This is a genomic window from Sporosarcina koreensis (genome assembly GCF_042655825.1).
Taxonomy (GTDB): Bacteria; Bacillota; Bacilli; order Bacillales_A; family Planococcaceae; genus Sporosarcina; species Sporosarcina koreensis.
Genome location: NZ_JBHSNP010000025.1, coordinates 58490 through 72684, shown reverse-complemented (window position 1 = coordinate 72684; position 14195 = coordinate 58490). Strand labels below are relative to the sequence as shown.

At 46.5% G+C, this 14195-nt stretch carries 15 protein-coding genes and 1 riboswitch; of the genes, 13 read left to right on the top strand and 2 right to left on the bottom strand.

Annotation, left to right across the window (positions count from 1 at the left end):
* Positions 1–271: 271 nt before the first annotated feature.
* Positions 272–1327, top strand: a complete 1056-nt coding sequence (locus tag ACFPTP_RS11265; protein WP_381444871.1) for an LLM class flavin-dependent oxidoreductase — start codon at positions 272–274, stop codon at positions 1325–1327.
* Positions 1328–1358: 31 nt separating this feature from the next.
* A complete protein-coding gene (locus ACFPTP_RS11260) occupies positions 1359–2204 on the top strand; it encodes an MBL fold metallo-hydrolase (protein ID WP_381444868.1) in 846 nt (281 codons plus the stop codon).
* Positions 2205–2497: 293 nt separating this feature from the next.
* On the opposite strand, the gene ACFPTP_RS11255 is transcribed toward ACFPTP_RS11260, so the two are convergent.
* Positions 2498–2827, bottom strand: a complete 330-nt coding sequence (locus ACFPTP_RS11255) for a DUF3889 domain-containing protein (protein ID WP_381444865.1) — start codon at positions 2825–2827, stop codon at positions 2498–2500.
* Between the two features lie 115 nt (positions 2828–2942).
* Between ACFPTP_RS11255 and ACFPTP_RS11250 the strand changes: the two genes are divergently transcribed.
* The 3 genes from ACFPTP_RS11250 (at position 2943) to ACFPTP_RS11240 (ending at position 5118) form a co-directional block, all read left to right on the top strand.
* Complete coding sequence (locus ACFPTP_RS11250; protein ID WP_381444862.1) at positions 2943–3509, top strand: AAA family ATPase; 567 nt, start codon at positions 2943–2945, stop codon at positions 3507–3509.
* Between the two features lie 67 nt (positions 3510–3576).
* A complete protein-coding gene (locus tag ACFPTP_RS11245) occupies positions 3577–4539 on the top strand; it encodes a polysaccharide deacetylase family protein (RefSeq protein WP_381444859.1) in 963 nt (320 codons plus the stop codon).
* An 87-nt stretch (positions 4540–4626) separates the two neighbouring features.
* On the top strand, positions 4627–5118 hold the full coding sequence (locus ACFPTP_RS11240) for a hypothetical protein (RefSeq protein ID WP_381444857.1): 492 nt from the start codon (positions 4627–4629) through the stop codon (positions 5116–5118).
* A gap of 35 nt (positions 5119–5153) precedes the next feature.
* On the opposite strand, the gene ACFPTP_RS11235 is transcribed toward ACFPTP_RS11240, so the two are convergent.
* Positions 5154–5534 carry a helix-turn-helix domain-containing protein gene (locus ACFPTP_RS11235; protein ID WP_381444854.1) on the bottom strand — a complete coding sequence of 127 codons (381 nt, stop codon included), beginning with the start codon at positions 5532–5534 and terminating at the stop codon, positions 5154–5156.
* Positions 5535–5752: 218 nt separating this feature from the next.
* On the opposite strand from ACFPTP_RS11235, the gene ACFPTP_RS11230 reads away from it, so the two are divergent.
* The 8 genes from ACFPTP_RS11230 to rsgA all read left to right on the top strand — a co-directional run bounded on the left by ACFPTP_RS11230 (position 5753) and on the right by rsgA (position 14151).
* The gene (locus ACFPTP_RS11230; protein ID WP_381444851.1) at positions 5753–6751 is read left to right on the top strand and encodes a YecA family protein; all 999 of its coding nucleotides are present in this window, start codon (positions 5753–5755) and stop codon (positions 6749–6751) included.
* Positions 6752–7341: 590 nt separating this feature from the next.
* Positions 7342–7824: an NUDIX hydrolase gene (locus ACFPTP_RS11225; protein ID WP_381444848.1), complete on the top strand. Its 483-nt coding sequence runs from the start codon at positions 7342–7344 to the stop codon at positions 7822–7824.
* A 93-nt stretch (positions 7825–7917) separates the two neighbouring features.
* A riboswitch (TPP riboswitch) is annotated at positions 7918–8024 on the top strand.
* A gap of 78 nt (positions 8025–8102) precedes the next feature.
* A complete protein-coding gene (locus tag ACFPTP_RS11220) occupies positions 8103–8684 on the top strand; it encodes a YkoF family thiamine/hydroxymethylpyrimidine-binding protein (protein ID WP_381444845.1) in 582 nt (193 codons plus the stop codon).
* A 1-nt stretch (position 8685) separates the two neighbouring features.
* A complete protein-coding gene (locus tag ACFPTP_RS11215; protein WP_381444843.1) occupies positions 8686–9267 on the top strand; it encodes an ECF transporter S component in 582 nt (193 codons plus the stop codon).
* The gene (locus ACFPTP_RS11210) at positions 9260–10630 is read left to right on the top strand and encodes an ABC transporter ATP-binding protein (RefSeq protein WP_381444840.1); all 1371 of its coding nucleotides are present in this window, start codon (positions 9260–9262) and stop codon (positions 10628–10630) included. The genes ACFPTP_RS11215 and ACFPTP_RS11210 overlap by 8 nt, the downstream gene beginning before the upstream one ends.
* On the top strand, positions 10611–11366 hold the full coding sequence (locus ACFPTP_RS11205) for an energy-coupling factor transporter transmembrane component T family protein (RefSeq protein WP_381444838.1): 756 nt from the start codon (positions 10611–10613) through the stop codon (positions 11364–11366). Before ACFPTP_RS11210 ends, ACFPTP_RS11205 begins: the two co-directional genes overlap by 20 nt.
* 82 nt (positions 11367–11448) lie before the next feature.
* Positions 11449–12522 carry a metallophosphoesterase gene (locus tag ACFPTP_RS11200; protein ID WP_381444836.1) on the top strand — a complete coding sequence of 358 codons (1074 nt, stop codon included), beginning with the start codon at positions 11449–11451 and terminating at the stop codon, positions 12520–12522.
* Positions 12523–13071: 549 nt separating this feature from the next.
* Positions 13072–14151, top strand: coding sequence for a ribosome small subunit-dependent GTPase A (rsgA, locus tag ACFPTP_RS11195; protein WP_381445034.1), 1080 nt, complete (start codon positions 13072–13074; stop codon positions 14149–14151).
* The last annotated feature ends 44 nt before the right edge of the window (positions 14152–14195 follow it).

Below are 14195 nucleotides of genomic sequence, written 5' to 3'. Positions count from 1 at the left end.
GGGAACAAAAGATTATCTATGAATCAATTGCGTATGATTAACTACATTTTTTACAATTCTTGCATTCAGACTTGTCGGCACCACATTTTTTGCATTTCGCCACTCAATCACTCCTTTGCAAGCATATATTCAAATTTATTCAGTTGCGAATGGAGTTATGCATGAACATAGCTTGGACGATTAAATAAAGATCTAATGCCTTGAATCAGCTGATACATCCGAGTTGTTATACAATAAAAGAAGGCTTTTGTTCAATGAGGAGGCAATAACAATGGAAATTGGTATAACAACATTCGTGGAAACGACGCCTGATGTGGAAACGGGTCATGTCGCAAGCCATGCGGAGCGTATCCGTGAAGTCGTGGAAGAAATCGTATTGGCCGATAAAGTCGGGTTGGATGTATTTGGGGTAGGGGAGCATCATCGCGAAGATTTTGCCTGTTCGTCGCCAGCTGTCCTGCTTGCAGCAGCGGCCGCTCGGACAAGCCGGATCAAACTGACGAGTGCTGTCTCCGTTTTATCCTCAGACGATCCTGTGCGCCTCTACCAGCAATTCGCAACGGTCGATGCCATTTCAAACGGACGTGCGGAAATCATGGCGGGCCGGGGATCGTTCATCGAATCATTCCCACTGTTTGGCTACGATCTGCAGGAATATAATGAGTTGTTTGATGAAAAGCTGGAATTGCTATTGAAAATAAATGAATCCGAAAAGGTTACATGGAACGGAAAACATCGTCCATCGATTCCGAATTTAGGCGTATATCCACGCCCTGAGCAAGGCCGATTGCCGATTTGGATTGCAAGCGGAGGCACACCGCAATCCGCGGTGCGTGCAGGCGTACTAGGGCTGCCACTTGTTCTGGCGATCATTGGCGGCAGTCCGCTGCAATTCGCCCCAATCGTCGATATGTATAAACGAGCGGCCGAGCAGGCAGGACATGACGTATCGAAGCTGAAAATCGCTTCCCACTCACACGGATTTGTCGGGGAGACGACCGCCGAGGCAAAGGATAAATTTTTCGCGCCGACAGCTCAGGTAATGAATGTGCTAGGGAAAGAGCGTGGATGGGGGCCGTACACGCGGGACACATTTGAGGCGGCGAGCAGTTTGGAAGGTGCCATGTACGTAGGGGATGCGGCAACTGTCGCGGAAAAGATCATCTTCCTCCGTAAAAACGTCGGAGTCGAACGATTCATGCTCCACGTTCCGGTCGGTTCCATGCCACATGAAGATGTCATGAGGGCGATCGAGCTGCTTGGAACAGAAGTGGCCCCAATCGTCAGGGCCGAAATTGAACAATGGGAAAAAGAGAGCGCGCAATAAAAGATACAGCTAAGAAGCAAGGAGAAGAAACATGCAAAAACTAACGAAAATATCCGATCGACTCTATTATTTACCGCCCGTTCAAGTAACGGACCGACCGATTTTAGGAGCGGTAATCGGGGAAGAAAAAACGATTCTCATTGATGCGGGGAATTCATCGCAGCACGCCAAGCTGTTTGTCCAGCAGCTTGAGGAAGTCGGGATTCAACCCGGTCTTCTCGCCCTCACCCATTGGCATTGGGATCATGTCTTTGGAATGAAAGAAATTTCCCTCCCAAGCATTTCATTTAAGGAGACATACGAAAAAATCAAAGAAATGCAGCCCCTTTCTTGGGAAGACGAGGATTTGGATCAACGTGTAGAGGAAGGGACGGAAATTCCTTTTTGCGCAGATGCCATCAAGGAAGAGTTTGGCAACGACCGGGATATCCAAGTCCGACTTCCTACGATCGTCTTTGAAAATCGGCTGACAATCCATTTGGGTGGAGTGACCTGCGAAATTGAACACGTCGGCGGCGACCATTCAAGTGATTCCTGTGTCATCTTCATCCCGGAAGAAAAGGCGCTGTTTGTAGGAGATTGCCTCTACGCGAATCTCTACGCGGAAAAATGGAACTACACCGTCGAAAAAACACTGAAGCTCATTCAGCAACTGGAAAAATACGATGCGGATATCTTTTTCCTCTCCCATCATCCAGCCCCTCTAACGAAGGATGCCTTCAACTCTTTTCTGCAACTCCTGAAAAACGCCGCCCTGCTCACACAAAAACACGCAGGTGATGAAAACGCCGTTCGTCAAGAAATGGCCAGCTTACTCCAGCGCGACCTGAACGAAGAAGAAACCGAAACAATCGGCTTCTTCATCAACGGCTGGTGATTTATGTCGGTGCCTGTGCATGGTGCATTTATGACAATTCGGCGTTCTGGATAAATATACGGGTAAACCGTTATTGAATGTTGAAGTAAGAGGCTTTGACGTCATTGCATATTCAATTGTAGTTAATAAACTGAATTGTTTTGGTGCCTGTGCAAGATGCAATTATGACTATTCATATTCATGAATGAATATACCAGTATTTCAAACGGTAAACGCTATAAATAAACCTTTCGAATGCCGGTTTATTCAATTGTAGTTAATAAACTGAATAGTGTGCTGCACAGGCACCGCTTTTACCTGTCCGTTTCTTGGAAGTCGATTTTGATGAGGTCGCCGGTTTTGGTGGTGAAGGTGACGTGGATGATGACGCCGAATTCGTGGCGGTCGTCTTTTAGCCATAGTTTGAACTTTTCGGTTGTTGTATCGTCTTTTGTTTCGCTCCCGAGGTGTAGATAGTCGACGAGACGGGCATTGGGATATTTTTGCTGTGTCTCTTTGACTGCTAGCATTCCCCATTTGGCGTATGCAGGGTTCAGTTGTTGTGCGGGAGTGAGGGTCGGTGTTTGGGCTGCTGCTGCAGGGACGGACAGTAAGAACCCAAGCGCGATAAGAAAGTTTTTCATGAGGTTTCATCTCCTTTTTTAGCCTTGATGTTTGTAGGATGAGTTGTTTGCTTGGATTCATTCAGTCGGATCATAACCGTAAAAATAGTAGATTATGAGAATAGGAGTTGTAGCAATGAAGAGGTTAGCGGTCATAACCGTCGGCAAGACGCATAGCGGGAAAACTACATTTGCGAGGTCTTTGGAACAAAAACTCAACAATTCCATCGTGATGGATCAAGATAATCATGGCGCCTTCATTAATACATACTACAGGAACCTGCAACCGAAAACGGGACCGAATACGCTCAAGCATGCCATCTCCCAGCTGATTGTCGATTATGCAAAGGAACAAAGTGATTGTCACCTCATTATTTGCAATTCAAACCGAAGCCGGAAAGGCCGGGCGTATTTGCTTGAACAATTGTTTCCAGCAAACGAGTTCATTCGCATCCTCGTCCATTTCGATGTACCAGATCATATTCTTCAAACTCGCGTCACCAACAGTCAGCGCGATACGAATATATTCAGAAGCGCTTCCAATTTTGAAGAAGTGCTTGAGCGGCAAAACGCTGATTCGCTTAAGGAAGATGTTGTGGATCCTGTTGAAGGAGAAGCTGATCATTTATTTGTAATTAAAGACTGCGGAGACGTGAGTGATACTATCCAGAGGATCATAATGATAGAAAAAGATATTCATTAAATCACCCAAGTATAGTTCCGAAGTGAAGGGGAATCGTAAAGCCAACAACTCAAATGGAGGACTGGCGATGACAAACGAGAATTGGCTTGGAAAACGGTTCATGAAAAATGTATTGCTCGTTGGTGCATTCCTTTTAGCGTTCGGAAGCTATGCAATTCCAAGTAATGCTATGTTCCAAGATTCCTACGCAAAAAAAGATGTGAAAAATGAAGCGCTTTATCAAGAAATCAAATCCTACAGTGAGCAGCATGAAATCCAACCGATTGATGCGAAGGTGGACAGGGTTTGGAAGGCGATGCCTGGGTATAATGGCTTGAGGGTTAACATCAAAGCGAGTTATGAAAAAATGAAGAAGGCAGGAACATTCGACGAATCGAAACTCGTCTATGAGGAAGTGCCGCCAGCAGTTCATTTGGATGACTTGGAGCCGCAGCCGATCTTTCGGGGGAACCCGGAAAAGCCGATGGTGTCCCTCCTCATCAATGTTGCGTGGGGGAATGAATTTATCCCGCCCATCCTTCAAATCCTAAATGACCAAGAAGTGAAAGCGACATTTTTCTTCGACGGCAGCTGGACGAAAAAGAATCCCGATTATGCTTCGATGATCTACAAAGAAGGCCATGAAGTCGGCAACCATGCATACAGTCATCCCGATCTACAAAAACGCTCCAAAGCCGATACGATGGATGAAATCTCTAAAACGAATGATGTCATTGAACAAACACTCGGATTCAAGCCGAAGTGGTTCGCGCCGCCAAGCGGCAGTTTCAATCAGCAAACGATAGAAGTCGCTCATGAACTCAATATGAAAACGATCTTATGGACAGTCGATACGGTGGATTGGAGAAAACCTGAGCCTTCCGAAATGGTGAGGCGTGTCGTTTCCCAAGTCGAAAACGGCACAATGATCCTCATGCATCCTACCGAGCCCGTTGCAAAAGGGCTAGCGACAATGATTGAAGAGATTAAAGCGAAAGGTTATCAGCTTGGGACGGTCAGTGAGTTGATGAGTGAGGATCGGATTGACTGAATGGAACCCAAAGTAAATCGGACCGTCACTTTGTAATGGAATTGCATACTATGTATCGAATGTTCTAATCGTGATGGAGGTATGCAATTGACGAACTTTCTATCTTTTACGGGTAGGGTGATGGGGATCGAAGACTTTCCAATCGTACAAAACAATCCTCAATCCGGCTGCTACAAATTATTTTCCCTGACAAACAGGGACGGTTCGATTGTAAATTTTGTTGTCGAGCCAACCACTTATTTTGTAGATCATGTCAAGGTGAAAGTCGGGGATATTGTTACGGGGTTTTACGATGCCAACGCGCCAGCGCCGTTAATTTACCCGCCACAATATCGGGCAATTGTCATGGCGGAGGACAATCCGAATTACTTTGTGACTGTGAGTTTCTTTAACAGTCAATTACTAAGCAGCGACGGCAATTTAAAATTGAATCTATCGAGGCAGACAGAAATCATTCTCGAAAACAGCCAAGACTTTAATGGGAATCCCGCAAACCGGAATTTAGTCGTCATTTATGGTGCCACGACGAGAAGCATTCCAGCGCAAACAACCCCTTATAAAATAATCGTACTTTGTTAAATGAAAGAGCCAACCGCCCAGGCGAATGGCTCTTCTCACTTTTGACCGTACCCCGTCTTTTTATCCATTAACTTCAAGACATTTTTTGTGTTATCGATTACATATTGGATTTCATTTAAGTCACGTTCCATAAGCATTGACCGATGAATTTCGATCAAAAGCTTCTTGTCTGTTATATCTTTTGTGTCGGATAAGTTCTGGAAGTTGAATATTTCCATTGGCGTGATTTCCAAGGCTTCCATGACTTTTGCTAGCGTACCTAATGTGGCATTGCCTTTTCCATTCTCGATTTCAGAAATCCGTGCTCTTGCAATTCCCGCTTTCTCCGCCAATTGTTCTTGATTCATACCCTTTGATTCCCTGATCATCCGTAGATGTTCACCGACGAGCCGTATGAAGTTTGAAGTAGCTGCCACGACGTATCACCTCTACCTATGAGGTTAGAGTAAACTATGGCAAATGATTATCCGTATATATAATACAAAGAGAAGTGAATGTACTATATAACGTACTGAAAAAGAAGGTTCTAGGAAGAAGTGATTTATTCTGGAAAACATGAATTTGGGACCGTTCCAGAAACGCCAGAAAAATGGTAAACTGGATAAGTTCTATTTTTATGAAGGAAGTGTTTGAAATGATTGGACGTAATGATCCTTGCCCTTGCGGCAGCGGGAAGAAATATAAGAAATGCTGTCAGTCAAAAGAGACTGTTACCGTTGAAACGGTGCAAATGGAAGAATTGGAAGGGATCCTACAAACATTTTATGATGTATATCCAGAGAGGAAAGACATCCCGGACTATTTGGAACTAGCGAATGAATGGAAACGCTCATTGGATACATATTTGCCCGAAGAAGAGATGATTGAAGCGATCGTTTTGGATGAATTCTTTTTCCATCATCGACCGGACATCTGGACGGGCTACTTGGACAGACAGAAGAAAAAGCTGTTGCGTCCTTCCGTTTTGCGGGTAATCGAAACGTGGCGGCAACCGCAAGCAATCATCGGCGAAGTGATTGACGTTGAAGAGGGTTACATTGCGGTGAAATCGATCTTTAATGACGAACTCATCCGGTTGCGACGGGAAAGTGAGAAGCCGGTGCCAGTCGGTGTACACTTATTCTGCTTCATGCTGCCTGACGGTACAGGAGAGGAAGGTCAGTTTTTGGCCGTGTCGAGCCTGATCTTTTTCCCGACCGATCATGCCGATGTGTTCAGGGAATTTGCAGAGCAATTTGAAGCGTATGAAGAACAGGATGTCAGCAAGTTCTTAAAAGAGTACGCGATGAATTTCTGGCGGTTGCTCGGTCAAAACGGATATCAAGGCGGAGAGTTTACGGAGTTCGAAGCAGGCGTATTGCTCGATGCAATGGATTTTCTCGAAAAACATGACCGCATGTCTAGAAAATTACTGGACGTTGTCGAGGACTTTTTAGTGGAACAACAACCGAATGCACGTAAAGAAACAGCGATTGCAGCCGGGGCGATCCGATTCGGTCAGGAGCACTCGTTTTTCGAGCCGCTATCCATGACATTGAAAGAAATCGCCGAGTGGTTTGATGTTTCTCCTTCATCCATGAATAAATATTATAAGGAACTGGATGCTTACTATCTCGCAAAAGTTCCAGTTTAAGCATTTATGAAAAACCACCTTCAGCTGTCAAAAGCGGTAGTTGGTTTTATTGATTGGCAGCCTTGAACGTTACGCCTACAATCGATTTGAATTTAGACATACCATAATGATGAATGAGAAATGAAGGAGGGATAGACGTGAGAAATCCTGAACAACATCACATGGGCGAAAGGCGCCGTCATGAACACCATCATGTACATCATCATCACCATGTTCACACGGGACACATGAGCCACCATCCTGGGCATATGCATCATACTGGTGTCCATCATACAGGTGTCCACCATACAGGTGTTCACCATACAGGTGTTCACCATACAGGTGTTCATCATACAGGTGCCCATCATATGCACACCCATACCCACCACCACATGCACCACGGAGGCATGCACCACGGAGGCAGCTTTAGTAATTTTTAATAGAGTGCAACACATCAGGCGATTCATTCATAAAGCAAGTAACCCTTTGACTGTTCTGGTCAAGGGGTTTTTTTTGCACAGTATGTACTATTTTGAATAGGAGCTTTAATCAGCAGGAGAAGATTGTTATTATAGAAATAAATAGATTAATTCAAAAAGGGGATGGGAAGAATGGCGATGCCGACACATATCGTAGCCTGTGGTGGGCTCGTGGAAGACAGGGAAGGGAATCTCTTAATTGTGAAAACAGAACATGGGGGATGGGTTTTCCCAGGAGGACAAGTCGAAGTCGGAGAAAACTTGATGGATGGAGTCATCCGCGAAGTGAAAGAGGAAAGCGGCATTGACGTGGAAGTGAGCCACCTCATTGGGGTCTATACGAACTCGGCCATTTATAAATGGTATGACGGGGTGACGGATGTACCGACGAAAGTAATGTTCGATTTTGCTTGCAAGCCGGTTGGCGGGGAATTGTGCACGTCGGAAGAAACGTCCGATTGCAGGTGGGTTCCTAAGGATAAAGTGCTTGAGTATATTACGCAACCAGCGATCCGGGTCCGTATCGAAGAGTATTTCAAGTTTGACGGGAATGTTGAATATCAAGAATACGTGACACATCCTGAATTTGAATTGAAATTGAGCAGGAAGGTGTAGTCCGATACAAAAGTACGAGTTTGCCAGATTTTATTTACAATAAAAAATACTTCGTCTATACTAATGGCAGCATAACTAACAACTACATACCGTTTTCTGCACTAGGGGTGCCCACTATTGGCTGAGATGCGAGCAACAGCTCCGATCCCTTATGACCCGATCAGGATAATACCTGCGTGGGGAAGTGTAGTGGCTTTCCGATTGTTTCATATTGGAGAAGTGCTACATCTTCCGGGATGTAGTTTTTTTTATGAAAATTTTTTGGGAGGTCGAAGGAAATGGAATGTGGGTTAAGCCCAATTGTCGGATTTCGTTTCTCATTGCATCCGATGGCAGATGATTTTGTAAGTATTATTAAAGGAGCGCTTGAACAAACGGATACGTCGAATGTGTGGATGCATACAGATGATGTGTCCACCGTCATTCGCGGCAAGCAAGTTCATGTGTTCAATGTGGCGAAGGCGATTGCTCTGCATGCTGCGAAAACGGGCAAGCATATTGCGCTATCGGGCACTTTTTCAGCTGGCTGCCCGGGTGATACGGCGGGCGATGCATATTTGGATAAAGGCGAGAAGATCGCGAATACGGATACGGCAAAGCAATATGTATCCTCCCAATTTGCGCTCTATCCGATGAATAATCCGTCGTATATGGAGATCATTTATCGCGAAGTGGACCGGGCAAAGGAGCAGGGCGTGTTCAATGAATCGATGCATTACGCAAGCGGCATCCATGGGGATATCCATGATGTGTTCGCATTTTACGAGGAAGCTTTCAGCAATGCGCGGTCTGAAGAGCATAAGCATTTGGTCATGACTGTTTCAATGAGCATCAACAGTCCGTCACACGGAGGGCTGTAATATGTTGAAGTCATGGAAGCTGAAAGAAGTCGTCCTCATGTCGCTGTTTTCGGTTGTGTTCGGAATCGTCTATTTGCTTTTTCTGCATGTCGGGAATATATGGTCGGGATTCATTGGTCCGATCGCCTATGAATGGATTTTCGGCATTTGGTTCATCGTGTCGATTATCTGCATGTACATTATCCGGAAACCTGGCGCGGCCGTCATTTCAGAGACCATTGCTGCTGCCGTCGAAGTGCTATTAGGGAATGCGGTCGGTCCGCGGTTGATCCTCGCAGGAGTTATTCAGGGGTTAGGCGCCGAGGCGGCTTTCGCTGCAACACGCTATCGTCGATTTGATCTATGGGTGCTCATGTTGGCAGGGGTCGGCTCTTCGGTTTTCAGCTTTATCTACGGCTATTTCCTAGGCGGTTTCACAGTGTTTAGCACAGGTTATGTAATGCTCATGTTTGGCATCCGGATCGTAAGCGGAGCAGTTATTGCGGGAATCGGCGGCAAGGCGGTCGTCGATGGATTGCTTGCTACTGGCTCACTACGCGGGTATGCGATCACGCGGGTGAAAAAGGGTGAAGCGCGTGCCTGAAGTGATACGGTTTGATAACGTCAGTTTCCGCTATCCGGATGAAGAAGATTGGATCTTTGAAGATCTTTCATTCACCGTGGAAAGCGGGGAAAAGGTTGTCATTACGGGACCAAGCGGGAGCGGAAAAACGACGATGCTTTATTTATGCAACCGGCTGTATCCGGAAAATTGCGATGGCATTGTAAAGGGCTCGGTTGTCCTATTCGATAAAGAAAGTCAGTCCTATTTACCCGGCGAAGTGAATCACCGGATTGCGACCGTTTTCCAAGATCCGGACGCGCAGTTCTGCATGCCGACTGTCGAAGAGGAGCTGGCGTTCACGCTTGAAAACTTGAATGTAGACCGTGAAGAAATGGATTTCCGGATTCAGGACGTTTTGGAGCTGACAGGGTTGACCGAGTTTCGCCATTCCGTCATTCAAAAACTGTCCGGTGGCGAAAAGCAGCAGATTGCCACTGCATGCGCATTGATCATGGAGCCGGAAGTCCTTCTGCTCGATGAACCGATTTCTCATTTGGATCCGTATACCGCGAAGCAGTTCATCGGCTGGCTGGATGAGCTTCAGCGGAAACGGTCTTTGACAATCTTGGCGATCGAGCATCGGCTCGATTTATGGGGCGGCTTTTTCGATCGCGAAATCCAGTTGGAGCGAATGAAGGACGCCATTCCGACACGTAAAAGGACGAGCAGTAAACAGGGGCGGCAATCAATGGAAGTCACCAACGTCGGTACAGATTCATTTCTGAAAGACGTTTCCTTCACATTGGACCGCGGAGAAGTTGCGGTTCTTGCAGGCCCGAATGGAAGCGGCAAATCAACGTTGCTGAAAGCGTTGTGCCAATTGATTCCTGCAAATGGAACTGTGCGCCCCTCAAATTTGGGATATGTCCCTCAATCACCGGAATTTTTATTCGTGACGAAAACAGTCCGGGATGAAATTGCATTTGGTGGCGGCTCAGCTGTTGATGACTTGCTTGAACGTTTGCATTTGACGGCGGTTGCGGATGCCCATCCGTTTGCGGTGAGCCACGGGCAGAAGAGGCGAGTGGCGATTGCCGCGATGTTGTGCGACGGCAGGGAAATCATCTTGATGGATGAACCGACATCCGGCCAAGACGCCGCATCCATGGCGGAGTTGTTCGGGTTGATTGACGAGCGGGCGAGGGAAGGGACGACTTTTTTGATCGTCACCCACGATATGGAGTTTGCGTTTCATGTGGCGGATTCGGTTTTATTAATGAAAGATGGGGCTTTGACAGGGAAGTTTGACGCAGATCACGTTTGGCGGGACGAGGATTTACTGACGAAGCATCATTTGCTTCAGCCGAAAGGATGGGTGCAGCATGAACTCTGCTTTGCATAAGATGAACCCATCCGCAAAGTTCATTGTTGTCACGGTTTGCATGTTGACGATGGCATTCTTTTTCAATCCGTGGACGCCGTTGCTTATGTGGATCGGCGTGATTGTTGCTCAGCTCCTCTTCAGCCGCATCGATTGGAAAGTATGGATCCTGTTCATGATTCCGTTTTTCATCATGGCGTTCGGTTACTTTTGGACGACGCTCGTTTTTGCAGAAGACAAATCAGGGCCGGTCGTCCTGTCGATTGGGTCGATCAACATAACAGAAGTGCAGATGAACCACGCATTGTCATTAAGTTTTCGCGTCCTCGCGTTCTCGGGCTTGTCCTTGCTATTCGCGCTGACGACGAATCCGGTTTCATTCATCTTAAGTCTAATGCAGCAAATGAAATTGTCACCGAAAATCTCGTACAGCATATTGGTCGGGTATCAGTTCCTGCCTGTCCTGAAGGACGAATTTGTGCAAATCCAACAAGCCCATCGATTGAGAGGGGCAGTGCGAGAGAAAAATGCAATCCGTAGGTTATTGCATATGCGAAAGATCCTTCTGCCAATGCTCGCGGGCGCCGTCCGGAAAGCGGAACGGGCGGCATTTGCAATGGAGGCAAGGGGATTTACGGGCGATAAAAGGAAAGACTTCTATAAAGTCGTTCGCATCGGCAAGGTGGACGGGTATATGGTTAGCCTGTTCATGCTGCTGCTCGTTCTTAGCTGCACAAGTGTTTTGTATATGAATTAATTTTCGAGGACCCATCTGTAGTGGGTCCTTTCTATGGTATAGTGATTCTTATAGAAATTCTGATAATAAAGGGGGAATCGCATTGATTGATGTAAGGGAATTGATATTGGAGAAAGATAGACGCGTCATTATTACGTCCGATGTTCATGCACATCTTCCGCTATTTCAGCAGTTGCTTAAGAAGGTGAATTATACGAAGGAAGATTATTTATTCATTAATGGAGACCTTTGTGAAAAAGGTCCGGATAGCCTGTCGACAGTTGCGTTTGCGAGAAAACTGAGTGAGGAATCAGATCGGGTTTTCATTACGAAAGGGAATTGCGATGTCGTCCACGATTATGTATTCACTAATGTGGAGGGCATCAAAAACTATATGCGACAGCGGAAGAACTCCGTTTTGAATGAAATGCTAGACCGCCATGGGAGAACGCTGGACGAGTTTGCAACGCTCCAGGAACTTGGGGATTTTTATCGTACATATTTCGGCGAAGTGCTTGACTGGCTTGACCAACTGCCCATCGCCTATGAAACAGATGATTTTATCCTTGTTCATGCGGGGGTGGAGGATATTCCGGATTGGAAGATGACGAGCCGCGAGTTCGCATTGTATGCACCCTCCTTCTACGAAAAAGGACATCAGGCGGATAAGACGGTCATCGTCGGACATTGGCCCGTCGTCAATTATCGGGCGAATGCGATCAGCTCGAATTGTCCGCTAATCGATTTGGAGAAAAAGGTAATTGCAATCGATGGCGGCAATCAAATCAAAGCGGATGGACAGTTGAACGCGCTCATTATTGAAGGGGAAACAATTACGTATACATATGTTGATAGTTTGAATGAAAAAACAATCACACGGAGTCATGTCGAGAAAAACGGCCGGGTCGGAACGGTCACGTACCCGAACTATGAATTGCGCATACTTCAGGAAGATGATCATTTTACATTATGCGATAACGTGAGCCTCGGCATTGAACAGTGGATAAAAAATGAATTTATTCATGAAGGCAACTGTAAAAACGACTTGAGTACGACGTTTTTATCTGTTGAAAAAGGGGAAACCGTCTCTGTCGTTGATGATCGACATGATGGATATGCATTAGTGAAGTCACGTGGCGGCGAAGTCGGCTGGATTCCGAAGGAGTGCTTGGTGTAATTCGAAAAGCTTCGAGGGCGGATGTCTGTCGAAGCTTTTTATTATAGGTCAAAGGTCACGAAATGACGATAAAGTTGTGAAAGTGATCGATAACTTCGGGGAAATGACCGATAACTCGCCCAGATTGATCGATAAAACAAGGGAAATGACCGATAAACTCCGGGGAATGATCGAAAACTTTCCGCACATGAAAAAACCTGTTGACCACAAATAATCATTTTGTTATGATAAAAACAATCTTTCAGAAAGCAGGTGATGTTTTATGGCTACAATCAATATGGCTATTGTACAATTGGTCGGCACCATAATTTCACCTGCCATGCCTTCGTAATCGGCATGTTTATTCTGTTATGCGCGTGAAAGCATGGTGTCCGATTCGGAACCATGCTTTTTTTGACGTCTAGCTCCGGGCGCCAGAAGCTCGGGTCATAAGTCAAAGTTGCTCTGTGGCAAAGGACGCCACCTCCGCAACTTCGCCTTATGCCTGTCGCCTCTAGGCAGGCGCCCTGCGCTTTTGTCTAATGCCCATAATAGGAGGATTTTACATTGATTAATTTAAACGAATACGGTTGGAATCAATTCCACCAAGAAAATATGGATATGTTAGTAGAAGAACTGAAAGCGGAAAATTACGTCGCGGGACGTGTGACGCTTGAACATAAACGGATGTACCGGGTGATGACCGCGGCGGGGGAATGGCTTTCCGTCTGCTCGGGTGCTTTCCAGCATGCAGCCTTCGAACGAAGGGATTACCCCGCCGTCGGAGACTGGGTGCTCGTAGAAAAAATGCCCGGTGAAGAGCGGGGAATCATTCATGCCATCCTGCCGAGAACATCGCTCTTTTCGAGGAAATCAGCTGGATCGACCATTTCCGAACAGATCATTGCGGTGAATGTCGATATCGTTTTCCTCGTCATGTCGATGAACCACGATTTCAACGCGAGACGATTGGAACGCTACATGGTTGCAGCCTATGATTCCGGGGCTACGCCTGTTGTTGTCCTGACGAAAATGGACCTTAGCGATGATCCGGATCATTATTTGGAGATGGCGAGGGCGATCGCATTTGGCACGGATGTGTTCCCGGTGAGCAATACGACTGGGGAAGGAATCGAACAAATTACAGACATGCTGAAAAACGGCAAGACGGCCGCATTGCTAGGGTCTTCAGGTGTCGGGAAATCATCGCTCGTCAACTCGATCATCGGTGAAGGGAAGATGGCGGTGCAGGGCATCCGCGAAGACGACGCAAAAGGAAGACATACGACGACCCACCGGGAGCTTATCAAGATTCCGACAGGGGGAGTGCTCATCGACACGCCGGGGATGAGGGAGTTCCAGCTGTGGAATGAAAGCGAGAGCCTCGACTCAGGATTCAAGGATATCGAGGAACTATCCGCCTCTTGCAAATTCACCGATTGCCGCCACGAAAGCGAACCGGGTTGTGCAATCCGAAATGCACTTGAAACGGGGAAACTGGCAAGGGAACGGTACTCGAACTACGTCAAGCTCCAGAAAGAAATCGCCTTTCTCGACCGGAAGATGGACCGCCAAGCGCAAGCGGCCGAACGGGACAAATGGAAGAAGATAACGAAAGGCATGCGGAAGCATCCATCGAAGAAAAAATGATGCATATAAAAACGGGCAGTGGCAACCATCGAGAATCCGATGAG

Coding starts and splice junctions, on each gene's coding strand:
- ACFPTP_RS11265 (WP_381444871.1), top strand. CDS start 272: ATGGAAATTGGTATAACAACATTCGTGGAAACGACGCCTGATGTGGAA.
- ACFPTP_RS11260 (WP_381444868.1), top strand. CDS start 1,359: ATGCAAAAACTAACGAAAATATCCGATCGACTCTATTATTTACCGCCC.
- ACFPTP_RS11255 (WP_381444865.1), bottom strand. CDS start 2,827: ATGAAAAACTTTCTTATCGCGCTTGGGTTCTTACTGTCCGTCCCTGCA.
- ACFPTP_RS11250 (WP_381444862.1), top strand. CDS start 2,943: ATGAAGAGGTTAGCGGTCATAACCGTCGGCAAGACGCATAGCGGGAAA.
- ACFPTP_RS11245 (WP_381444859.1), top strand. CDS start 3,577: ATGACAAACGAGAATTGGCTTGGAAAACGGTTCATGAAAAATGTATTG.
- ACFPTP_RS11230 (WP_381444851.1), top strand. CDS start 5,753: ATGATTGGACGTAATGATCCTTGCCCTTGCGGCAGCGGGAAGAAATAT.
- ACFPTP_RS11225 (WP_381444848.1), top strand. CDS start 7,342: ATGGCGATGCCGACACATATCGTAGCCTGTGGTGGGCTCGTGGAAGAC.
- ACFPTP_RS11220 (WP_381444845.1), top strand. CDS start 8,103: ATGGAATGTGGGTTAAGCCCAATTGTCGGATTTCGTTTCTCATTGCAT.
- ACFPTP_RS11215 (WP_381444843.1), top strand. CDS start 8,686: ATGTTGAAGTCATGGAAGCTGAAAGAAGTCGTCCTCATGTCGCTGTTT.
- ACFPTP_RS11205 (WP_381444838.1), top strand. CDS start 10,611: ATGAACTCTGCTTTGCATAAGATGAACCCATCCGCAAAGTTCATTGTT.